This window comes from Jatrophihabitans sp., assembly GCA_036389035.1.
Lineage (GTDB): Bacteria > Actinomycetota > Actinomycetes > Mycobacteriales > Jatrophihabitantaceae > Jatrophihabitans_A.
Window position 1 is genome coordinate 237846 of sequence record DASVQQ010000011.1, and the last position, 20857, is coordinate 258702.

At 66.7% G+C, this 20857-nt stretch carries 20 protein-coding genes, 1 tRNA gene and 1 pseudogene; 8 read left to right on the forward strand and 14 right to left on the reverse strand.

The annotated features are described in order from the left end of the window. Positions 1–412: 412 nt before the first annotated feature. The 7 genes from VF557_08945 to VF557_08975 all read right to left on the reverse strand — a co-directional run bounded on the left by VF557_08945 (position 413) and on the right by VF557_08975 (position 4805). Entirely contained in the window at positions 413–601 is a 189-nt protein-coding gene (locus tag VF557_08945) for a hypothetical protein (protein ID HEX8080324.1), read from the reverse strand. Between the two features lie 191 nt (positions 602–792). After that, complete coding sequence (locus VF557_08950; GenBank protein HEX8080325.1) at positions 793–1248, reverse strand: hypothetical protein; 456 nt, start codon at positions 1246–1248, stop codon at positions 793–795. A 32-nt stretch (positions 1249–1280) separates the two neighbouring features. Next, positions 1281–2018 (reverse strand): NAD(P)H-binding protein, encoded by a 738-nt coding sequence (locus VF557_08955; GenBank protein ID HEX8080326.1) that lies wholly within the window; start codon positions 2016–2018, stop codon positions 1281–1283. Beyond that, positions 2015–2464, reverse strand: coding sequence for a hypothetical protein (locus tag VF557_08960; GenBank protein ID HEX8080327.1), 450 nt, complete (start codon positions 2462–2464; stop codon positions 2015–2017). The genes VF557_08955 and VF557_08960 overlap by 4 nt, the downstream gene beginning before the upstream one ends. A gap of 387 nt (positions 2465–2851) precedes the next feature. Next, on the reverse strand, positions 2852–3628 hold the full coding sequence (locus VF557_08965) for a DUF4386 domain-containing protein (protein HEX8080328.1): 777 nt from the start codon (positions 3626–3628) through the stop codon (positions 2852–2854). A 56-nt stretch (positions 3629–3684) separates the two neighbouring features. Then, complete coding sequence (locus VF557_08970; GenBank protein ID HEX8080329.1) at positions 3685–4179, reverse strand: PaaI family thioesterase; 495 nt, start codon at positions 4177–4179, stop codon at positions 3685–3687. Then, complete coding sequence (locus tag VF557_08975; GenBank protein ID HEX8080330.1) at positions 4179–4805, reverse strand: DUF2867 domain-containing protein; 627 nt, start codon at positions 4803–4805, stop codon at positions 4179–4181. Before VF557_08975 ends, VF557_08970 begins: the two co-directional genes overlap by 1 nt. Positions 4806–4864: 59 nt before the next feature. On the opposite strand from VF557_08975, the gene VF557_08980 reads away from it, so the two are divergent. After that, entirely contained in the window at positions 4865–5458 is a 594-nt protein-coding gene (locus VF557_08980; protein HEX8080331.1) for a TetR/AcrR family transcriptional regulator, read from the forward strand. A 598-nt stretch (positions 5459–6056) separates the two neighbouring features. Here the strand turns inward: VF557_08980 and VF557_08985 are convergent. After that, a complete protein-coding gene (locus VF557_08985) occupies positions 6057–8177 on the reverse strand; it encodes an MMPL family transporter (protein ID HEX8080332.1) in 2121 nt (706 codons plus the stop codon). Positions 8178–8309: 132 nt separating this feature from the next. Between VF557_08985 and VF557_08990 the strand changes: the two genes are divergently transcribed. The 3 genes from VF557_08990 to VF557_09000 all read left to right on the forward strand — a co-directional run bounded on the left by VF557_08990 (position 8310) and on the right by VF557_09000 (position 11255). Next, positions 8310–9440 carry a histidine kinase gene (locus VF557_08990; GenBank protein HEX8080333.1) on the forward strand — a complete coding sequence of 377 codons (1131 nt, stop codon included), beginning with the start codon at positions 8310–8312 and terminating at the stop codon, positions 9438–9440. Continuing rightward, entirely contained in the window at positions 9437–10093 is a 657-nt protein-coding gene (locus VF557_08995) for a response regulator transcription factor (GenBank protein ID HEX8080334.1), read from the forward strand. The genes VF557_08990 and VF557_08995 overlap by 4 nt, the downstream gene beginning before the upstream one ends. Before the next feature lie 523 nt (positions 10094–10616). Beyond that, positions 10617–11255, forward strand: coding sequence for an N-terminal phage integrase SAM-like domain-containing protein (locus VF557_09000; protein HEX8080335.1), 639 nt, complete (start codon positions 10617–10619; stop codon positions 11253–11255). A gap of 333 nt (positions 11256–11588) precedes the next feature. Here VF557_09000 and VF557_09005 read toward each other — a convergent pair whose 3' ends face one another. Continuing rightward, complete coding sequence (locus VF557_09005; protein HEX8080336.1) at positions 11589–12095, reverse strand: hypothetical protein; 507 nt, start codon at positions 12093–12095, stop codon at positions 11589–11591. 543 nt (positions 12096–12638) lie between these two features. Between VF557_09005 and VF557_09010 the strand changes: the two genes are divergently transcribed. The 3 genes and pseudogenes from VF557_09010 to VF557_09020 all read left to right on the forward strand — a co-directional run bounded on the left by VF557_09010 (position 12639) and on the right by VF557_09020 (position 14248). Beyond that, on the forward strand, positions 12639–12989 hold the full coding sequence (locus VF557_09010; protein ID HEX8080337.1) for a PadR family transcriptional regulator: 351 nt from the start codon (positions 12639–12641) through the stop codon (positions 12987–12989). Continuing rightward, positions 12986–13921 carry a hypothetical protein gene (locus tag VF557_09015; protein ID HEX8080338.1) on the forward strand — a complete coding sequence of 312 codons (936 nt, stop codon included), beginning with the start codon at positions 12986–12988 and terminating at the stop codon, positions 13919–13921. The genes VF557_09010 and VF557_09015 overlap by 4 nt, the downstream gene beginning before the upstream one ends. A 185-nt stretch (positions 13922–14106) precedes the next feature. Next, positions 14107–14248, forward strand: a pseudogene (locus VF557_09020) (IS3 family transposase). Here the strand turns inward: VF557_09020 and VF557_09025 are convergent. The 3 genes from VF557_09025 to VF557_09035 all read right to left on the reverse strand — a co-directional run bounded on the left by VF557_09025 (position 14247) and on the right by VF557_09035 (position 18650). After that, complete coding sequence (locus tag VF557_09025; GenBank protein HEX8080339.1) at positions 14247–15113, reverse strand: hypothetical protein; 867 nt, start codon at positions 15111–15113, stop codon at positions 14247–14249. The pseudogene VF557_09020 and the gene VF557_09025 overlap by 2 nt on opposite strands. 446 nt (positions 15114–15559) lie before the next feature. Next, positions 15560–15633 (reverse strand) — tRNA-Met (locus VF557_09030). 95 nt (positions 15634–15728) lie between these two features. Then, positions 15729–18650: a UPF0182 family protein gene (locus VF557_09035; protein HEX8080340.1), complete on the reverse strand. Its 2922-nt coding sequence runs from the start codon at positions 18648–18650 to the stop codon at positions 15729–15731. A 131-nt stretch (positions 18651–18781) separates the two neighbouring features. On the opposite strand from VF557_09035, the gene VF557_09040 reads away from it, so the two are divergent. Beyond that, positions 18782–19357, forward strand: coding sequence for a PPA1309 family protein (locus tag VF557_09040; GenBank protein HEX8080341.1), 576 nt, complete (start codon positions 18782–18784; stop codon positions 19355–19357). A 64-nt stretch (positions 19358–19421) separates the two neighbouring features. Here the strand turns inward: VF557_09040 and VF557_09045 are convergent, their stop codons facing one another. Then, positions 19422–20447 carry a PDZ domain-containing protein gene (locus tag VF557_09045; protein ID HEX8080342.1) on the reverse strand — a complete coding sequence of 342 codons (1026 nt, stop codon included), beginning with the start codon at positions 20445–20447 and terminating at the stop codon, positions 19422–19424. Between the two features lie 45 nt (positions 20448–20492). After that, complete coding sequence (locus VF557_09050) at positions 20493–20714, reverse strand: hypothetical protein (GenBank protein ID HEX8080343.1); 222 nt, start codon at positions 20712–20714, stop codon at positions 20493–20495. Positions 20715–20857 lie beyond the last annotated feature (143 nt).

Here is a 20857-nt window from a genome sequence, read left to right on the forward strand (position 1 = left end):
AAGGGTGAAGTGCGGACGCCGAAGCCCCGGCCTGTGCACAGGCCGGGGCTGCGGTAGGCCCTGACGGACTGGGTCTAGTAATAGATGTACGGCGTGGTGAGCGGGTCGCCACTGCCCAAGCCGAGGGCGGCCGCAAGCCGGTAGGCAAGCTTCTTCATCACGAATCACCTCCTGCCAGGTGCTGGTTCCGCCTGAGCTGTTCCCAAACGGACATATCGACCATACCAATATGATTGGCTCAGGTCTAGAGCCCACTGCGGCAGGGCTGTGGGACGACCGCTACTACCCCGCAGGACAGCTGCCAGGTTGGGAGCTGCCCGGATGTCGGACGGTCGATGATCTCTATCTCGTTCTCAATTCCGGCTTCGGGCTAAGGGGAGGCGGATAGCCAGCGGCCCGGCGCCGCCTGTCGTCATACGGGGTTGGCGACGAGTTCGACTTGATAGCCATCGGTATTAGTGAGGTAGGCGGCGTAGTGGTCGGGTCCACCTGCATGCGGATGCTGGTCCGCGAACAACAGAGTCCAACCGTTGTTCACGGCATGGTTGACGATGTCGTCGACGTGGCTGCGGTCGCCGGCGTGAAAGGCGAGGTGATTCAAGCCGGGACGGCGTCGGTCGTGTTCCCCGGCGCAGCCGTGTCAGGCGCGCCCCTCTCCAAGCCCTGTCGCGCAGGGGTCCAATTTCAATCAGCACCACGGGGTCATTATTCGATCAGCACTGGTGCATCAGGTGGTCTCTGCAACGCCGGGTGCGCTAGTCCCTCGGCGGGGCACGGCGCAGCGCTTCGCGTTCACTGTCGCGGGGCGGGGTGCGCCAAGGGGCCACTCTTCGCGAGGGCGAGGCAGAGTCCGAACATGATGAGGGTGAACGGCCCCCAGCCAAAGCGCTCCCAAGGGCTGGAAGAGGCGAAGTTCATCAACGCACCCAGCCCTAGGAGCCCAACGAGCACCCAGGTTCCGACCCGAGCGACCGCCGGCGGCACAGGAACGAGGGCACGACCACCCCTTGCCAGCACGACCAAGGCGGCCAAGAACCAGACGAGAGCGGCGAGACCGGTCACGAGCCGTACCGCGCCAGGAAGGCTCCCCGGGTTCGTTCCACCCATGGCGGCCACGCCGAACGGCGCCCCGAGCGTCAGCGCGGCTTGAAATGCCACCACGATCAGCAGGCCGATCGCGAGGACGATGGCAACGCGGGGTCGATCGGGTCGGTCCTTGGTTCGTCGCGCTGTCGCCTCGGTGGTCATTGGTTTCCTTCGGTCGTGAGAGCCACGTGCCGTCATGTGGATTCCTGGAGCCACTGGTCGAACGTCTGGGTTCCGCGTGGTCCAGTGTTAGTCGGCAGGAGGGCCCCGGTGCGCATGACCCGTCCGGTGGCTCCTGGCAGCGGCAGGGTGATCACGAGTGGCTGATGACCTCGGGCGGACGCGAGGCGGCGTGCCATGTCCGGGACTCGTTCCTCTCGGGGGCCGGCGAGTTCTGCCGCCATACCAACGGGCGGGGCGGTTGCGAGGCGGACCAGCTCGTTGGCGACGTCTTGGGCGGCCACGGGTTGGCTGAGCATCGAGGGGACTACTGCGACGGGGCCGCCGCCTAGCATTTGCGCGGCGAACTCGTGGAACTGGGTTGCGCGCAGGATGGTCCACGGGACGGGACCCTGACGTACGAGGTCCTCCTGTGCGAGCTTGGCTTGGTAGTAGCCCAGACCGACACGGTCGATCCCGACGATCGAGAGCAGCACGTGATGTTTGACCCCGTGGCGCTTCTCGGCGTCGAGCAGGTGGCGGGTCGAGGTCTCGAAGAACGCGGTGGCGCGGCGGCGGTTCTGGGTGACGATGTTGGTGACGTCGATGACGTCGTCCACGCCCTCGAGGGCCTGGTCGAGCCCAGTTCCGGTGGTCAGGTCGATCCCCTTCGATCGGGCGATGACGATCGGCTCGGCGCCGAGGCGACGCACGCTCTCGACAACTCGGCGACCGACCCAGCCGGTGCCGCCTGCAATTGCGATCGTCTTCATCGGATCTTCTCCTTCTTGGGGGTGGGGTGTCCTGCTGTGGCACTGCCATTGCTGCGTAGCAGCACGAGGATGGCGGCGCCGAGGGCGGTGAACGTGAGGGGGGCCAAGCTGGCTGACCACTCGACGATGGAGAACCCGTGCCGATGGGTGGCGTGGAACGCGAGGTGTGGCAGTCCGAAGGCGAGCCAGGCCCAGCCGAGGACGCGAAGGACGCCGGGGTCCCCTTTCACAGCGGCCCATCCGGAAAAGACCAGGAGCGCGACGTACAAGCCGCCCACGTCTCTGACGAGGTGCTCGTTGAACGGCCCCAGTGGCGCGACCCAGGATTGTCCGAACCCTGGGAAGCTGGTGAAGAAGGAGTGGGGCCAGGCCATGGCCCAGAGCCCGACATAGGCGGCGGTGGCAGCTAGCGCCCAAGCGATGCCACGAGCGATTGAGATGTTCATCTTTCATCCTTTGCGATTCGGCAGCGCCTGCGCTGTCGGCGCGGGGCCGAAGGGGCCGAACGAGGGTGATGGGAAGCGGTGGCTGGTCACGCGCGGCACCCGCTGCCCAGATTGCTGTCGCTGCCGTGGAGTCGGTCCATGGGAAGCGGAGATAGTCGCCAGGGCGAGGTCTCTTCGCGCCCATCGCCAACAGGCTCTTGACCCACCGAGACCCACCAGGTTGCCAGCGGTGGGTTCCAGAGCTGTCAGCTCGTAATGGATCGGTCCATGACGACCGCGGACGCCGACCACCAAGGGCCCATCGAACCGCAAGGGGGTACCTCGGCGGGCCACAGCCGATCACCGGGACCTGACAGCGTCATCGAGAGGTCCTCCACCCGTTCGGGGTCAGCTGCGATCCGGCGCTCGTGGACGTTGCAGATCCTCGTGATGCTCATTGCGCGCCTGAGTTCCGGACGCTTGTAGCAACGATGTCCGGGCCGGCCTCGGGAGGTGCGGTGGCCTGCCGGTGTTCTGAGTCGAGGGGGCGCTGTCCGGCATCACACCTCGGAACCCCTTGACCAGCAGGAAGGAGCCGGCCGCGACCTCGAACAGTCCGCCGGGAATCGACATCGCGAGCCCGACCCCGTACCCAGAAAGTTCCAGGACACTTCCCAGGGCGAAGATCGCGTAACCCGCGATCCCGTACGTGGCCAGGAAACGCGGCAGCAAACCGGACTTCAGCAGCGTCCAGCAGAAGAAGATGCTCCCGATGCCCAGCGCTGTCATCGCGACCGAGTACGCGGACTCACTGTTTTCGACGAAGGTCCGTGCCAGGCCGGATAGCTCAGAGTCATCAACGTTCGCCGTGTCCGCACTCCCCCAGTCGAACAGCACCAGGCTTAGCGTGCCCAGCGGCGCGAGGGCCAACAGCACCGCCTCCACGATACGGGTGGCGAGATAGGTGTTGGCGGTACGGCGGTGCTCACGCCGCAAGACCTGGAACGCCAGCGCACCGATCGTGACGACAGCGACCGAGTTGAGGAGCAGCAGTGTCGCGCCTGCACAGAGCTGTCCGAGCGAATCGGCGTTCTCGGGGACTGCCGGGGCGTCGCCGGTGGAGGAGAAGTCGAGGAAAATAGCGCCGCCATAGAGGAAGAAGGCGGAGATGAAGAGCCCACCCACAAGGCGGCCTGTGGCTCTACGGGTCATGGACACTCGCGGTGCCGCAGATGTGGACATCAGGGCCTGCGGAGATTGCAGGTGCAGCCAGCGATGGCAATGACTCGCTGGTCGGCGTCGACGACGCGGGCCGAGGCGATCATGGTGTTCTTGCCCGGATGGACGACCTCGCCGGTGCACAGGAGACGTCCGCTCGACAGCCGCGCCGGGCGCAGGAACCGGACGTTCATCTCGGAGGTCACGTAGCCCACCGCGGCCGGCAGCAGCGAGTGCACTGCACACCCCATGGCGGTGTCCAGCATGGCGGCAAGTACGCCACCGTGGATCATTCCGAACGGGTTGAGGTGGAACTCTTCGGGGTCCAGTGTGAAGGTGACTTTGCCGTCCTCTGCCTCGACCGGCTCGATGGCCAAGGTGTTCAGAATCGGAGGAACCGGTAGCGTCCCTGCGCCGATAGCACGCAGGAGGGTGAGACCGTCCTGGGTGGCGCCGGCGACAAGAGTAGGCGTGGGATCCTGCCAGGCGTAGGTGCGCTCTCGGGTGTCGATCTTCATCAGTTCTCCTGTGATTGTGCGCCGTGGCACGGGACGCTCGTTGCGGCAGGTCTGCAGAGGCGCAGGACCGCCGGGTTTGTGTTGGTGAGTGTTGGGACTGCCAACGCGCGTGCCGCTCGCGCCAGCATGCTGCGGACAACGAGCGGGTGGATCCTGCGGACCAGCGCGAAGTACGCGGCTCCGCGTCGGCTACGCAACTGGACGAGTGTGGTGACCACAACGCGGTTACGCTCGACAAGCACCGATGCGCGGAAGCTCAGGTGACTTTGATCGACCCCCAGCAGTACCTCGTCGGCCGTCCTCGACAGGGTGTCGAAGACGTGTCTGCCGCCGCGTTCGATGCCGACCACGCGAACCAGCAACTCGCGCACCCCGAACAACACCCGGATCCAAGGCGGTGGCCCGTGGAAAACGGCGTCGGCCCACTCCTGGGGGCCGCGACGCGGCGCATCTCTCAGGACCTTGACGGCGAAAGCATCCGACCAATCGACGTGCGGCAGCGCATGAGCGAGCAGCGGCGAACTCGGCAACGAAACCTGGTAGGGGCGAGGCGAGCGAGCCCGCCGAACGCAGCGGTGCTGCAGATACTCGGCACCCGACCGCCGAGACTGGATGTGAGTGATCATCTGCGGCTCCTCCATACGCCTCCGTATGGAGGCAGTGACCCGTACGGTAGCGTATGGCCATGGCATCTGGGAAGCGCAGACTGTTGTCCTCCGAAGACTGGACCGAGGCGGCGCTCGACGCCCTCGCGCGTGGGGGCGTGGCGGCAGTGGCTGTCGAGCCGCTCGCCAAGTCCCTGGGCGCGACAAAAGGAAGTTTCTACTGGCACTTCGCCGATCGGAACGCACTGCTCCAAGCCGCACTCGAGCTATGGGAGCGCCGCAACACCGACCAGGTCTTGGCCGGGATCGACGAGACACAGGACGGGGCGACGAGACTGCGCAATCTGGTGCAAGTGGCTCTCTTGTCGGTTCAGCGGGACGCCGCTGAAGGTGCCGGCTCCATCGAGCTGGCACTCCAGGCAAGCGCCTCCCACCCGTTGGTTGCGCCAGCCCTTCAGCGGGTCACCAGCCGCCGCATCGCCGCACTCAGCGGGCTGTACTCCGCGCTCGGTCTCTCCCAGGCTCGCGCTCGCGACCATGCCCTCCTCGCCTACACGGCTTACCTCGGCCACGTCCAGCTGGCTCACGCGACCCCGGACTTGCTGCCACAGGGGCGGGCGTTCCGCACGCACGTCGACCGAATAGTTGCCGCACTGGTCAAAGTCGATTCCTAGACCGCAGGCCTCAATTCCGGCTCGCGCCTCGGAGAGTCCATCCCGCACCTGCGACGCGCGTCCGCGGGACCACGTCTGCGGTCGCGCCCTCGCCAGGCGCAGGCCGATGCCGGTCCCGAGACCTTGGCCGTAGGCAAGCTGGATGACCCCGCCGAATTCCGGCGCGGCGAGGGTGGCTGCCATGACGGTGTTGAACGCCTTGACCACATGGTGCACCCGGGAGCCGGTCGGCGATCTGCTCGCCGCCGAACGTGATGCCCGACGGTGAGGGACATGAAGTCGCTGGCCAGCGGGTTCGTCGCGGCGATATGACGCATCCGCGTCGCGGCTTAGCGCGCTTCTGACTCCTGACGTTGCAGCGTCGAGTGATCAGGCGCCGTCGTATACCGCTCTTGGAGTGCTCCGGCGTCGATCTTGCACCTCGTCGTTTCCCTGGCCCCGCTTAGGCGAGCCACGCAGTGTTCCCGCCTAGGCGAGCCACGCAATGTTCCCGCCTAGGCGAGCCACGCAATGTTCCCGCCTAGGCGAACCACGCAATGTTCCCGCCTAGGCGAGCCACGCAGTGTTGTCGTGAGGCGCAGCCTAGACACCACCGGCCCTAGGAAGCCAGCGGCGATAGGCCTACCGCTACCTCCACCGGCTTCTCCACCGGCGCAGAGTCCAACTCCGGCAGCAGCCGATCCAGCCACCCTGGCAGCCACCAGTTCGCGTCGCCCAGAAGCTTCATGGTGGCCGGGACGAGCACCAGGCGTACGACGGTCGCGTCGAGGAAGATCGCCGTGGCCAGTCCCACTCCCATCATCTTCACCACCGGGTCACTGCCCAGGACGAAGCCCGAGAAGACCGCCACCATGATCAGCGCGGCTGCGGTGATGGTGCGCCCGGTGCCGGCGATCCCCGCGATGACCGCGCGGGTGTTGTCGCCGTGGCGGCGGTACTCCTCGCGCACCCGCGACAGCAGGAACACCTCGTAGTCCATGGAGAGACCGAACAGGATCGCGAACATGAACAGCGGGATGAACGACACGATCGGCACCGTCGACTCCACGCCGATCAGGCCGGCCGCCCAGCCCCACTGGAAGACCATGACGAGCACGCCGTACGCCGCGCCGACGCTCAGCAGGTTCAGCACGACCGCCTTCAGCGGCACCAGTACCGACCGGAACAGCACCGTGAGCAAGAGGAACGACAGCAGCAGCACGGCCACCACGAAGCGCAGCATCCGCTCCTGCACCCGGTCACCGAGGTCGGCGAAGGTGGCAGTCTGACCGCCGACATGGGCGGTCGCCGCGGTGCCGTCGAGCACCGTCGGGAAGACCTCGCCGCGAAGCCTCGCGACGGTCTCCTGGGTGGCTTCGTCCTGGGGCGACGTGGTCGGCTGCGCCACCAGGGTCGCCACGCCTGCGGTGAGATCGATGGTCGGGTCGCCGACCGAGGTGATGCCCGGGTCGGCTGCCATCGCCGCGGCCAGCGGTGCCACGACGGACCCGCCCTGGGAGATGTCGACCGCGATCACCAGCAGCCCGTTGGCCCCGGGGCCGAACCCGTCGGCGATCAGGTCGTAGGCAAGGCGTTCGGTCCTAGACTCGGGCTTGGTCCCGTCGTCGGGGAAGCCCAGGTTGAGCGCGAGAACGGGTGCGGCCAGGGCGATCATGAGGACCGCTCCGCCGACCAGGTACGCCGTCGCGTTGCGGGTCACGTGAGCGCCCCACCGGTACCAGCCGGTGCTCGGCCGGTGCGGCGTGCGCCGGCGTCCGTTGATCCGGTGCCCCGCCAGGCCGAGAAGTGCCGGCAGCAAGGTGACCGAAGCGAGCACCATCACGAGCACCATCGCGGAGATGGCGACCCCACCACCGGTCACGAACGGGATCCCCGCGACGAGCAACCCGAGGATCGCCACGACGACCGTGCCGCCGGCGAAGATCACCGCCTGTCCTGCTGTTGCCAGGGCTCGGCCGGCCGCTTCGGCGACCGGCATCCCCAGGGCCAGGTGCTCGCGGTGCCGGGTGACCAGGAAGAGCGCGTAGTCGATACCGACGCCGAGCCCGACCATGGCCGCAAGCTGCGGCGCCCACATCGGGATGTCGATCAGGTACGTCACCAGCTTCATCGAGGTGACGCCGATGACCAGACCGAACAGCGCCATCCCGATAGGCAGCCCCATCGCGACGAAGGAGCCGAAGGCGATCAGCAGGACGATCATCGCGACGACGATCCCCGCGACCTCGCCGAGCCCGGTGGGTGCTTCCTCGAACGCGAAGAACAGATCGCCTCCGGTCTCCAGCGTCAGCGACGACTCGTCACGCAGGTCGGCGACGGCGTCCTTGAGGTTGTTCAGGTCGGAGGAATCGAGGTGCTCGATCGCGGGGTACTGCACGCGCACGAGTGCGATGGCGCCGTCCGGCGAGACGTTGCTGGTCGTCCTGAGCACGCGCGGGAGTGCCTCGAGAGCGGCCTCCACCGGCGCCAGCTGCGCCGCAGCGTCCTGGGCTTCGAGTACGACGTGGGCGGTGATCCCGCCCTCGTCAGCCTGGGCCTCGGCGAGCAGCGCCGCAGCGTGGTAGGAGTCGAGGCCGGGTGCCTCGAAGCTCTCCTCGAGAGCGCGCCCGAAGGCAGCGGAGGAGGCGATGACGACGAGCGCGAGGACGACCCAGGCGCCGATGGCGACCCAGGGCCGGGTGGCAGCAGACCGGCCGAGCCGGTAGAGGAGATTCGACATGCCTACACGGTGACCCGGCGGCGAGCGAGGCACATCGGGCCTTGGAGTGGGGGACTCCTCGGCCGAAAGGACGAGAAGCGGCTCATGCTTGTGCCCCGTACGACGAGCGTCACCGCTCTCTAGGCTGGGGAGGTGTTCGCCTCCTTCATCCGCTCGATCCTTGCCGAGCCCCGTGCCCCGGACCCGCCAGCGCGGGTGTGGTGGGACTGGGCCCTGGTCGGCGCCTTGCTGGTCACGGCCGCGGGCGAGGCGATCTTCCGCCCCGACGTATCGGCGCGGCCCTTGGCCACCGTGGTCGCGCTCCTGGTGATCCCGGCCCTGCTCTGGCGGCGTACTCATCCACTCCTGGCGACCGCGGTCGGCTTCGGCGGCGCGATGGTGCTGCACATCCCGATGATCGTCGACGACGTCGCCGATGCGGGGCTCTACTCCATGATCGGCGTCCTGCTGTTGCCTTACGCCTTGTACCGCTGGGCTTCGGGCCCCGAGGCGCTGGTCGGTACGGCGATCGTCGCCGTACCGGCCGGCCTGGGTCTCGCGACCAGCGAGACCCTCGAGGACGTGATCGGTGGCACCACCGTGCTGGTCGCGGCGTTCGCCCTCGGGGCCGCGATGCGCTACCGCGCGGTTGCGCGCCAGCGCGAGGTGCAGCAGGCCCGGACGCTCGAGCGCGGTGAGCTCGCCCGCGAGTTGCACGACACCGTCGCGCACCACGTGTCGGCCATCGCGATCCAGGCCCAGGCGGGGCGGGCGGTGGCAGCCACCGACCCGGCTTCGGCGGTCGGGGCGCTGGCAGTGATCGAGGCGGAAGCGTCGCGGACCTTGCACGAGATGCGCACGATGGTCCGGGTGCTCCGCGACGGCGAGGCGGTCGACTACGCGCCGCCGCGGGGCATCAGCGAACTGGACGAGCTGACCCGGATGAGCCCCGTGGTGCAGGTGCACCGCGGCGGCGACCTCGCTGGCCTGCCGCAACCGGTGGAGGTGGCGGTCTACCGGATCTGTCAGGAGTCGGTCACCAACGCGATCCGGCATTCGCTGAACGCCACGGCGGTCACCGTGGGGGTCACCGGCGACGTCGGCGTCGTACGGTTGCGTGTGCACGACGACGGACAAGCAGCCCGCCCCGCGACCACCGTGGGCTACGGCCTGCTCGGTATGGCAGAACGAGCCAAGCTGCTCGGCGGCGCCTGTCAGGCCGGGCCGGACCCGGCCGGCGGTTGGACCGTCGAGGCGACTCTCCCGCGGGAGGTGCCGCGATGACCATCCGGGTGGTGGTCGCCGACGACCAGCTCCTGGTCCGCACCGGGCTCACCATGATCCTCAACGCGCAGCCCGGGATCGAGGTCGTCGGCGAGGCAACGGACGGTCACGAGGCGGTGGCCGTGGCCCGCGAGCTGCGTCCCGACGTCTGCCTCTTCGACATCCGGATGCCCGGCATCGACGGCGTCGAGGCCACCCGCCAGCTCGCTGGCCCAGGCGTCGAGAACCCCCTGGCCATCGTGGTCATCACGACCTTCGATCTCGACGAGTACATCCATGGCGCCCTCAAGGCCGGCGCCCGAGGCTTCCTCCTCAAGGACGCCGGGCCCGAGCTACTGGTCCAGGCGATCCACGCAGCCGCGAACGGCGACGCGCTCATCTCACCCGACATCACCCGCCGCCTGCTCACCACGCTGGCTGGCCTGGAGCGAGCCTCCCCGCCGACCCAGCCGATCGAGCCGCTCACCGAACGCGAGGAAGAAGTGCTACTCACCGTCGCCCGCGGCCGCACCAACGCCGAGATCGCCGACGAGCTGTACATCACCCTGAGCACGGTGAAGACCCATGTCGCCGCGCTGATGAACAAGCTCGGTGCCCGCAACCGCGTCGAGGTCGCGATGTGGGCGTACGAGACCAGGCGCGTCAAGGGATAGGGCCGGCTGACCTCCGATCGCGTTTACGCAGTTCGCACGATCATGCCGAGAACGTCGGTGAACGTCGCCGGCGGGTTCTGGCGGAGGTGGCAATCCGGCTGGACGGCGTCGTAGACCGCTTCACGGCCGAGGCGAGCAGCCAAGCGGCGTAGCGCCGTCAGACATGGAGACACCGACCAGCGAGCCGTCAGCGTCACGCGCTCAGCGAGCAATGGGAGGCCACCGCCTGCGGCGAACCTGCGCCAGTCCGGATAACTCGCCGTAAGTGGGCACTGGATCAAATCTCTAAATGCTTTCAGGCTCGGAATCCGTAGATTCCGAGCCTGAATTTGGTAGCGGGGACAGGATTTGAACCTCCGACCTCTGGGTTATGAGCCGTTAACCGGTCCCCTGTTGCATCGTACTCGTAGCGGTAATAGCCTTATTTTATAGGGAATTCAGTGCCATTTAATGCCGCCTCATGACGGCTCGTGGCGCGCCGTGCGGGGTCATCAGAGGGTCACGAGCACAGTTGAGGAAAACAATGGGCCAGAGTCGCAAACGCATCATCGGCAACGGTGACATCCGCTACACCGCGTACTACGACGATCTCCGCGGCCGACGCCGCTCCGCCGGCACCTTCGCCAGCAAGAAAGCAGCCGACGCGGCCTGGCGCAACGCCGAGTCGCTCCAACAGTCCGGACATCCAGGTGACCTTCGAGCAGGACAGCGACCATTCGCGGATTACGTCGCCACCGCGTGGTTGCCGAACCACGTCATGGAGCCCACGACCCGGCAGTCGTACCACTACAACCTCGACCGGCACATCATCCCATGGTTCGGGCCGATGAAGATGGCCGACATCCTGCCCATCCACGTCCGTGAATGGGTCATCGACATGGTCACCCGTGGCGTAACCCCGGCCACCATTCGGCACCAGAAGATCATCCTGTCCGCAGTCTTCACAACTGCCCTCAACGACTTCGTCATCCGCCTGCACCCTTGCCGCGGAGTCAAGACGCCAACCGTCCCAATCAAGTCATTCCGCATCCTGGCCCCGGACGCTCTGGCAGACCAGCGTGGTTACCCGGCCGCGTCTATCAGGGCGATCCAAGTGTTGAGTTCGCTGATCGCGTCCGCGAGGGGAACAGTGACGCCACCTGCTGTCGCGGCCATCGAGTAGTCCCGGGACCAGTGCTCGTGGGCAATCGCTATGGGTGGCCAGCTGCGTTCCGGGCGACCTAGCTCCCGGGCTTCCGCGGCTCGTGCCTGGAACAACGAGAGGCATGCTTGTCTTAGTTCGTCAGCAGTGGGCGACTGTTCTGCATTTACCAGGTCGCGCAGCAGTAGCAGGTCGATGATGTCGCGGGCTCGGTCGTTGCGCAGGTCGGGCGACAGGTAGAGCTGCCGAGCGATCAGGGGCACCCGGAGGCCGGACAGCAGTAGCCGTACCACTTGCGCCTCACGGTCAGACAGCGCGCACGCCTCAGCGTGCGTTTGGCCGGGCTGCACCGGGCTAGGAGTCAGCCAGTCCCTGGCTGATGTGCCGGGGTGGTCGCCAGCCCTCCTCCACGTCGGCCGTGTGGGCCAGGTACGCGGCGAGGTTACGGATGCTGTCCGGATGCACCGTGCATCGGAACCGCTCCCCGCCGGTGTCCTCGGCCGGTTCGAACTCGATAGCCAATCGAGTCTGGTCCGGCGTGTGCCCGAGCTGGCCGAACCGGAACGGGCGCACCAGGTAGGCCGAGAAGTAACCCGGCCGTCCGCCGTCGTCCAGGGCGCCAAAGAAGCCGTCATAGCTACGGCACTCGGTGTGGTGGTGGTTCGGTGACGCGTACCCGTCGGGGAACTGCGGGTGGCTGGCCCGGTCAACGCACCAGTCCGCGCCGTAGTCGAATTGGTAGCTGTCTCCGTCCTCGCCGTCAGGGATGAGTCGCCAGGGCTGGTCGGGTGTGGGCACCCACTCCGGGCTTTCGCCGGGGTCAGACGAGCTGGAACGGTCGGAGCCGTTAGATTCGTTCATTGGGTCGTTGCCTATCTCGCGTAGGTAGCGATCAAGGCCCTGGTCGGTGTTGCCGCACCGGCCGGGGCCGCCTGATGGGGATGGTTCTGGGCCCGTTCACTCGACGGGCCACTCGGCTCTTTCCGCCGCGCCATCAACATGGCGGGGAAGGTAGACGCCGCTATGACAACTTCAACCGGCCGATCACGACCCCGCGGCTGGGTTGTCACCCGCATAGCGCCGGTGCAGCACAGCCATCGAAGGCAGGGGTGCTCCAGGTTCGGGTATACGTACTCGTCGCTGGCACCACGGCGGGTCAGGTTTGGAGGTTGGGTAGTTTCGTCATCGGGTCGTCTCCTGTTGACGCAGGGTTCGATCAAGGCCCGGTCCGGTGCTGCTAACACCTGGCCGGGCCGCCTTGTAGGCGGCTCCCCTAACCTATGGACGCCATCGGCCAGCTCGCCCCGTCGTCCCCGCCAAACGGGCAACTGTGTCACCGTCGCGCAACGTGCTCTGCAGTCGTCTGGATTGACCGATTGGCTGCGTGCGGCTACCTTGTGTCGCATGGAACTGGGTAGCACACGCAACCCGATTACCCAGCTGCGACGTGGGGTGCTCGAGTTCTGTGTGCTGTCCCTGCTGCGCGACGAGCAGCGTTACGGCTTCGACCTCGTGCGTCTGCTTGGCGAGGTCGAGGGCATGGTGACCAGCGAGGGCACGATCTACCCGCTGCTGTCGCGGTTGCGCCGTGACGGGCTGGTGACCACCAGTTGGCAGGAGTCCGATGTGGGACCTCCGCGCCGGTACTACGCGCTCTCTGAGGACGGGCAGGGCGCACTGAAGGCCTTCACCGTTGAGTGGGCACGGTTCCGCGATGCCGTCGACACCCTTCTGGACACCGGAGCCCGTCCATGAGCATCCCTGTCACCGATCCGTTCCTCCGGGCCTACCTGGACCGGCTGGACCGGTGCGCTGCCGTCCTGCCGACCGACCAGCGCACTGAACTGGTCGAGGAGATCAGCCGGCATATCGCCGATGCGATGGCGATCGGCCAGGTGCGCACGGAGGCGGATATGCGCACCATGCTCGACCGGCTCGGCGAGCCGGAAGAGATCGTTGCGGCCGCGCGCGCCGATGCGGGCGCGACGCCGGGATTCACGCTCTCGCCGCCCTACATCGGCGAGGCGCCGGTGGCACTGCGCGCGCCGACCACGACGTGGGAAGGCATCACGGTCGCATTGCTGACCATCGGGTCGATCGTCCCGGTCATCGGTTGGCTGGCCGGCGTCGCGATGCTGTGGACGTCCACGCGGTGGCGCCCGGGAGAAAAGGTGCTCGGCACGCTGATCATGCCGCTGGGTCCCGCCGCGGTGATCTGGTTCGCGCTGATACCCGTCTCAAGCGAGTCGTGCACGGGCGGCACCGAGACACCGTCCTTCGACGGCACCGTGACCACAGTGCCGCAGGTATGCACGCACAGCGGTCTGATCCTCTCGGCCTGGATGAGTACTCCGCTGATCCTGTTCTGGCTGATCGCGCCGATCGCGGTCGCGGTCGTGTTGTTCAAGCGTGCCGCCGCGCGCGCCGCAAAGGAACCACCCGTGCCGATCACGATCGAGCAGTTGGACGCGGCCCGTTGGGGCGGACTCGAGATTGCAGCGGTCCTGCTGCTGTCGGTGGGCACATTCGTCGCGCCGATCATCGCACCGATCGCAGGGCTGGCACTCGCCTGGACGTCCGATGCGTGGACCCGCACCGAGAAGGTCGTCGCGACGGCACTGACGCTCGGCGCGGTTCTCCTCGGCCTGTTCGCCTTTTTCTTCCTGTTCTTCCTGATGGTGGCGTGACCGACAACAAAGCTTGCCCTACGACAGCTCGGAGTTAGACATGCTGGCCCTCACCCTCGTCGGTACGGTGTTCCTGCTGGCCGCGGCCGCGCCGTTCTTCGCGGCCATCTACCTCGCCGTGCGACTCAACTCGCGCCGCAAGCTTTGACCCGCGTCGAGCTAAGCAAACACGCACCCTTCTGTCGCGCGGTTACCCGGCCGCGCTGCTCTGCGACAACGGCCCCGAGCGGGCCTGCGACGCGAAGGCCGACTGGGGCCGGCGAACGCTTCGGACTCTCCTTCATCCCGCCCGGCGAACCTTGGCGCAACGGCTACGTCGAGCCGTTCAAGCCACCTCGTCGGCAGCCTGCTGATCTCGATCAGCCTCGTAGTCGCGCACAACCTGCTGGGCACCCCTGAAGCTCGCTGCCTCCCCGGCTCGGCGCGGCCACATCCCCCTGAACTCACTGAGCCGCCGTGGGTGGCCGCGAAGCTGAACGATCACGCCGAGCTTGGCAGCCCAAGAAGCAGGAGTATCCACCTGCGACCGCATCCGCAGGAACACCGACTCATAAGTGCCTACCAGCGCCACGAGGTACAGGTATGGCAGGGCCGCGACGGTCAACCAGACGGGCACCAAAAAGGAGGCGACGACATCATGCGGATTGAGCTCGTGCCAGTGACTGGCCAGATACAGTGCCGTCGCCACCACCAACCAGAGCAACACACCTAAAAGCACGACATTGATCGCTCGATGCACCGGTTTGAACTCGTCTTTTGATGCGCTCACCACTTGCAACATCACTAGCACCGCTAAACCAAGCTGCAACACAATCTCGACCGGAATGCTGAACGTCCGAATGTTGAGGAAGAACTCAAAGAATGCTCCCGCTCCAATCAGCTCAACAATCCGCTTCCGGAAGAATCCGGGTTTCTGGATGGCGTCCATACTCTGTATAAAAAGGCCGAAGCCCGTAAAGAAGAACCAAAACCCGACTGCGCCGATCAAAGAGGGATCCCAATAGCCCAGTCGATCAACCACCCAGGTTAGCCCTGCGATAATGACCATATAGGTCAGCAGCGGCACCAACAACTTAGAGTTGCCTAGCTGCTTAAGTATGTTTCCCAGCGACTGGCGCAGTTCAGAATGCGTCAGGCAAAATACAAGCAGTACCGCCAACCAAAATAGCGTTGCCCATTCACGCGTTCCCATACACATATCATAAATCATTGAACGACTAGCAATTCGGAGGAGATCCCGCAGCCGTACTATATAGGCGAGGTGGTCTACTGCGGCGTGCGCTATCCGGGCAGGCACGAAGCGATCGTCGATCCCGCCACCTGGCAGCGCGTCCAAGCCGTCCAAGCGGTCCACAACAGCCCAACCTGCAAACCTGCATCGCCTACTTGCAGGACTGCCAGGCGGCCTACCTGGGAGCGTCACCGGCAGTCGCCGACAGCTCAACCAAGCCTTCTTCGACAAGATCTATATCGATGAAGGACGGCACCGATGCGAACAAGGCACCGTATCGCTCTGTGGTGCTTCGTCACGACCGAGGACGTGCCCTACCGCCTCGTGGTGAGGGTCACACCAGGGTCACAACGAGCAAGGCCTCCAGCGCGGTGCGCTGGAGGCCTTGTATCCTGGGACCTACGTTGTAGCGGGGACAGGATTTGAACCTGCGACCTCTGGGTTATGAGCCCAGCGAGCTACCGAGCTGCTCCACCCCGCGTCGGTAAGCACAACACTACCTGCCGGCCTACCCGCCACCAAATCGGGGCCGCCTCGCGTGGCAAGGCGGCCCCGATCCGGCAGCTGGAACCCGGGTTAGGGCGGCGTGGCCGACGGCTTCGGCGACGCGGCCCGACCATCCTCGTATGCCTTGAGGAGCCGCTGGACATCTGCCTGCGCCTGGCCGATGGCTGCGAAGTCACCGCTGCGGTAGGCGGCCTGCAGCCTGGTGATCGCCGTATTCAACTGGGTAAGGATCTGCGCCTGGTTTCCGGTGATCGGCGGGGTGCTCGGCTGGGCCGTGGGCGGCGCGGACGTCGCCGGCGGTGTCGGGCTGGGAGAGGTGGTGGCGGGCGGGCCGCCGGTGCCCACCCCGCTGCTGTTGATCAGCGAAACGCCGACCGGCCCCCGACTGAGGTTGTCCAGCGCGCCGGCGAGGTCAGCCGCGTAGCCGATCTTGTCGCCGTAGGCCACCATGACCCGTTGCAGGATCGGGTACCCGGTCGACCCGGAGCCCTGCACGTACAGCGGCTCCACGTACAGGAACGAGTCTCCGATCGGCAGGGTCAGCAGGTTGCCATGGATCACCTGGGAACCGCCGGAGTCCAGCAGCGAGATGTTCTGGGAGATAGTGGCGTTGGAGCGGAAGGTGTTGGCGATCTGCTCCGGCCCCTGGATCACCGTGCCGTCGGGCACGTTGAGCACCGTCATCTTGCCGTACGTCGGGCCCGGATCGCTGTCGACGGAGATGTAGGCCGCCAGGTTCGTGCTGTTGTTGACCTTCATCGGGGTGGTCAGCTGGAACTTGGGCGTGCCGGCCTTGGTCCCCGGCGCGCTGGCCAGCACGTAGTACGGCGGCTGGGCCACGTCGGAGTCCAGGTACGGGTCGTTCGGGACCGTCCACTTGTCGGCCACGTTGTAGAAGTCGGTGGCGCTGTCGACGTGGTATTGCTCCAGCAGCTTGCGCTGCACCTCGAACAGGTCCTGCGGGTAGCGGACGTGGGCCAGCACGCTGGCAGGCATCGACGCCTTGGACTGGACCAGGTCCGGGAACACCTTCATCCAGCTCTTGAGCACCGGGTCCTCGTCCCACTCGTACAGGGTGACCTTGCCCGAGTACGCGTCGACCGTGGCCTTCACCGAGTTGCGGATGTAGTTGACCTGGCTGTCGGCCTGCGACGCCGTCCGGTTGGTCGCCGTCAACGAGTCGGTCGTCAGGTCAGAAAGGCTCTGCCGCTCCGAGTACGGGTAGTTGGCGATAGTGGTGTAGCCGTCGACGAACCACTGCACCCGGCCATCGATCACGGCGGGATAGGGGTCGCCGTCCACGGTCAGGAACGGCGCGACCTTCTTGACCCGCTCACGGGGGTCGCGGTCGAACATGATCTTGGCGCCCTTGGCGCTGGCGGCGTCGTTGAGCAGGAAGTTCGTCTCGCGGTACTTCATGCCGAACGCCAGCCGGTTCAGGATGTTGGACAGCGGCACCCCGCCGGTGCCGGTGTAGGTGGTATTGACCTCTGCGCCGTCGTACTCGCGCGGCGCGCCGGACGCGCCGACGATGGAGTAGTTGGGCAGCAGCTCGCCGTAGTACACCTGCGGCGTGGTCAGGTTCAGCGGCCCCTTCGGCGGGATCTCGCCCTCGGTGAACTGCTTGGTGTTGGTCACGTCGCTGCTGGCCGCGGCCGCCGCGAACCCGTAGCCGTGGGTGTAGAAGGTGTGCTGGTTGATCCAGTTGGTCTGGTTACCCGTCAACTTGCTCTGGTCGAGCTCCCGGACGCCGACCACGTAGTCGGCGACCTCGCCGTCGACCTCGTACCGGTCGATGTCGAGCTTGGCCGGAAACCCGTACTGGTTACGCAGCTGCTGGAATTTGCTGAACGTCGGAGACACCACGTTCGGGTCCAGGATGCGCAGGTTGGCCACCGTCGGGTCAGAGGCGGTGAGCGCGGCATTGTCCGGCCGGTTGGTCACCTGGTAGTCCTGATAGGTCACCTGGCCGCCGTCCTTATCGGTGACGATGTCGTAGGCCTGCCTGGTGGCTTGGATATTTCGGGTGATGTACGGCGCTTCCTTGTCGCTGGCGTTCGGCTTGACGGTCACCTGCTGCACGATCGCCGGGTAGATGCCGTTGATGCCGATCGACAGGATCAGCAGCACCACGAACGAGATGACCGGGATCTGCGCGCTCTTGAGCCACAGGCTGGCCAGCACCGCCAGCGCGATCAGCACCGCCACCCAGAACAGGATCATCTTGGCGGGCAGCGAGGCGTTGACGTCGGTGTAGGAGGCGCCGGTGACCTTGCCGCGGCCGGAGAACACCAGGCCGTAGCGGTCCAGCCAGTAGGCGCAGGCCTTGAGCACGATGAAGAAGAACACCAGCAGGGTGACATGCCGGCGGGCAGCGATCGTGAGCTTCGGCCCCGGGGTGGCGATGCGGAAGGCGCCGAACAGGTAGTGCACCGCCAGGCTCAGCAGCAGCGAGAACACCACCGCGTTGAAGCCCAGCCCCAGGATCAGCCGGTACGCCGGGTAGTCCCAGGCGAAGAAGGAGATGTCGCGGTTGAACTGCGGGTCGGTGACGCCGAAGGACTCACCGTGGCGCCACAGCTGCCAGATCTTCCAATTGGCCTGGGCCGAGGTGCCGGAGGCGATGAAGATCAACCCGACCAGCGCGGCGAAGATCAGCCGCTTTTTCGGCTCCAGGGTCACCCGGTAGCGCTCCAGGTTCTCCTGCTCCTGCGAGATCGGCCGGAACGGCGGGCGCATCCGGTAGGCCAGGAACACATTGGCGCCGATGATCACGGCCAGCGCGATGCCCACGGTCAGGAACAGCACAATCCGGGTCACCAGAATGGTGCTGAACACGTCGCGGAAGCCCACCTCGCCGAACCACAGCCAGTTCGTGTAGACGCGCACCAGCGAGCCGAGGGCCGACAGCAGCACGAATAACGAGACCAGCACCCCGATCACGATCTTTCCGCGCCGCGACACCCGGATGTTCGGCATATCAGGCCGCATGGCCACGAGGTTCTCCTCACCTGGCGGTCCAGTCGCCCGGTTCCCGCGGCGGGTCCGGAACGCTCTCATTGTTCTTCAGCAGCAACGTACCGAGTCGGATGCGGGTTCCGCCCGGATGGCACGATCTAGCCATGCCCGATGACCAGTCTTCAGCCGGCTCCGCCTCCGAGCCCGAGCAACTTCTGCTCGAAGCCGTCGCGGCCGAGATCGAAGCCTACGTCGGCCTGGCCGGATGGGACCTGGCGCCCGCGTTATTCGCCCTAGTGCCGACCAGGATGCTGGCCGCCGACCCCGCCGCCGCGGCCGCGCTGGGCAGCGCCGCGGGGGTGGACCCGTCGGAGATCTCCCCGGACGCGATCACTCCGGTGGCCCAGGAGGAGCTGCCCGACGGGCCGCTGGACGAGGCGCTCGCCCAGATCGGCTGGCCGCCCGAGGTGCTCGGCTGCGCGCTCAGCCAGGAGATCGTCCTGCTGCCACCGTCGGCCGAGCCCGATCTGGACGACCTGACGGCCGAGTCGGCGGCCGCCACCGCCCTGGAGCACCCGGATCGCCGGGAAGCCAGGCTGGTGGTGGCGGTGCTGCGCGGCGGCCGGTCGGCGAGCCTGCTGCGGCTGCGGGGCACCGCCGAGACCGGCGATGAGTTGCTGACCGGGCCGGAGCTGGCCCCTAACCTGGTCGCCGCGCTGAGCGCCACCCTGGCCGACTGAGCTGATCGTCTTCGGCGTTGGCAGCCACCTGGCCGGCTGAGCCGACCGTTTAAGGGTTGACCGGCTAGCAGCGCGCTACCGGGCCGCCGCTGGCGTGGGCCTTCAGGTTGTCGATCGCCTCGTCCAGAGTCGCCACCCTGATGACGTCGAGCCCGGACGGGATATTGCCGGTGACGTCGGCGCAGTTGTTCGCCGGCGCCAGGAACACCGTGGCTCCGGCCCGCTTGGCGGCGATCATCTTCAGCGCGATGCCGCCGATCGGGCCCACCTTGCCCGACGAGTCGATGGTGCCGGTGCCGGCGATGAACCGGCCCCGGGTCAGGTCGTCAGTGCTGATCTTGTCGATGATGCCGAGCGCGAACATCAGCCCGGCCGACGGGCCACCGATGCCGGTCAGGCTCAGCGTCACCTGGAAGGGCGGCAGGCAGCCCTGGACGATGGTGATGCCGATCCGCGGCGTGCTGCTCTCGGCTGCCGGCGGCTGCAGCAGCAGCGTCACCTGGACCTGCTTGCCGGCCCGCCGGATCACCGCCGGCACCCGGTCACCGGCGCGGTGGGAGTCCAGGATCTTGCGCAGCGCCGCGTCATCGGTGACCGAGGTTCCGTCCACCGACACGAAATGGTCCCCGGCCTTGAGCGCCGTCGCGTTCGGCGAATCCTTCGACACCGAGTTCACCCCCAGGCCCTCCGGATACCCCAGCTCGCAGGCGGCCGCCTCGACGGCGTTCTGCTGGGACACCAGGAAGTCCTGGGAGTTCTGCTCGTTCTGCTCCTCCTGCGAGGTTCCCGGCGGGTACAGGCTGTCGTGCGGCACGACAACCTCATCTCGCCGCAACCAGCCACGGACCGCGCCCAGGACCGTGGTCTTCTGGGTGTCGGCTGACACCGTCGTGAGGTTCAGGTGGCCCGACGTCGGGGTAACCGGGTGCCCGCTGATGGCGATGATGTCCTTGCCGTCGTCCTTGCCCAGGGTGTTGAAGGTCGGCCCGGGGCTCTCGACCAGGTAAGGCACCTGCAGCCCGAAGCTGAGGATGCCCAGCACAAGGCACAGGACAGCGCCGACGATGAGCGTGCGTAACTGACGGGACATTGCGATCACAGTAGCCGCCGGATGCCGGCTAGGGCTGTCGCTACGTCAGTCCGCCGGCTGCTCGGCGGCAAGCACCCGCATGGTGACCGGCGGCGGCGCGGCAGCCGAGGGTTGCTTCGCCAACGCCCGCAGGAGCGCCTGGTGTTCGGACATCGCATCCGTACGGCGAAGCCGTCCACCGGTTTCGGTCGGGGCCCGCCACCAGATCACGGCGGCGCCGAGCCCAGTGCTGGCGATCGGAGCCAGCAACCACCACATCCACGCCATGGGTGCACGTTAGGCGTTTCGGCCACCACTGGTGCGGACGCGCGCCGAGCCTCGCCGCCGGCTGGGCGGAACTCGCGTTCGCTCACGGCGTTCGCTCACGGCGCAGTCAGGTGGGCACCGCCGCTGCGAGCCGCTCGTTGCAG

What these genes read in the sequence shown, in the direction of transcription:
- VF557_08950 (HEX8080325.1), bottom strand. Translation starts at nt 1,248, where the DNA reads ATGACCACCGAGGCGACAGCGCGACGAACCAAGGACCGACCCGATCGA.
- VF557_08955 (HEX8080326.1), bottom strand. Translation starts at nt 2,018, where the DNA reads ATGAAGACGATCGCAATTGCAGGCGGCACCGGCTGGGTCGGTCGCCGA.
- VF557_08960 (HEX8080327.1), bottom strand. Translation starts at nt 2,464, where the DNA reads ATGAACATCTCAATCGCTCGTGGCATCGCTTGGGCGCTAGCTGCCACC.
- VF557_08970 (HEX8080329.1), bottom strand. Translation starts at nt 4,179, where the DNA reads ATGAAGATCGACACCCGAGAGCGCACCTACGCCTGGCAGGATCCCACG.
- VF557_08975 (HEX8080330.1), bottom strand. Translation starts at nt 4,805, where the DNA reads ATGATCACTCACATCCAGTCTCGGCGGTCGGGTGCCGAGTATCTGCAG.
- VF557_08980 (HEX8080331.1), top strand. Translation starts at nt 4,865, where the DNA reads ATGGCATCTGGGAAGCGCAGACTGTTGTCCTCCGAAGACTGGACCGAG.
- VF557_08985 (HEX8080332.1), bottom strand. Translation starts at nt 8,177, where the DNA reads ATGTCGAATCTCCTCTACCGGCTCGGCCGGTCTGCTGCCACCCGGCCC.
- VF557_08995 (HEX8080334.1), top strand. Translation starts at nt 9,437, where the DNA reads ATGACCATCCGGGTGGTGGTCGCCGACGACCAGCTCCTGGTCCGCACC.
- VF557_09000 (HEX8080335.1), top strand. Translation starts at nt 10,617, where the DNA reads ATGGGCCAGAGTCGCAAACGCATCATCGGCAACGGTGACATCCGCTAC.
- VF557_09005 (HEX8080336.1), bottom strand. Translation starts at nt 12,095, where the DNA reads ATGAACGAATCTAACGGCTCCGACCGTTCCAGCTCGTCTGACCCCGGC.
- VF557_09010 (HEX8080337.1), top strand. Translation starts at nt 12,639, where the DNA reads ATGGAACTGGGTAGCACACGCAACCCGATTACCCAGCTGCGACGTGGG.
- VF557_09015 (HEX8080338.1), top strand. Translation starts at nt 12,986, where the DNA reads ATGAGCATCCCTGTCACCGATCCGTTCCTCCGGGCCTACCTGGACCGG.
- VF557_09025 (HEX8080339.1), bottom strand. Translation starts at nt 15,113, where the DNA reads ATGGGAACGCGTGAATGGGCAACGCTATTTTGGTTGGCGGTACTGCTT.
- VF557_09035 (HEX8080340.1), bottom strand. Translation starts at nt 18,650, where the DNA reads ATGCGGCCTGATATGCCGAACATCCGGGTGTCGCGGCGCGGAAAGATC.
- VF557_09040 (HEX8080341.1), top strand. Translation starts at nt 18,782, where the DNA reads ATGCCCGATGACCAGTCTTCAGCCGGCTCCGCCTCCGAGCCCGAGCAA.
- VF557_09045 (HEX8080342.1), bottom strand. Translation starts at nt 20,447, where the DNA reads ATGTCCCGTCAGTTACGCACGCTCATCGTCGGCGCTGTCCTGTGCCTT.
- VF557_09050 (HEX8080343.1), bottom strand. Translation starts at nt 20,714, where the DNA reads ATGGCGTGGATGTGGTGGTTGCTGGCTCCGATCGCCAGCACTGGGCTC.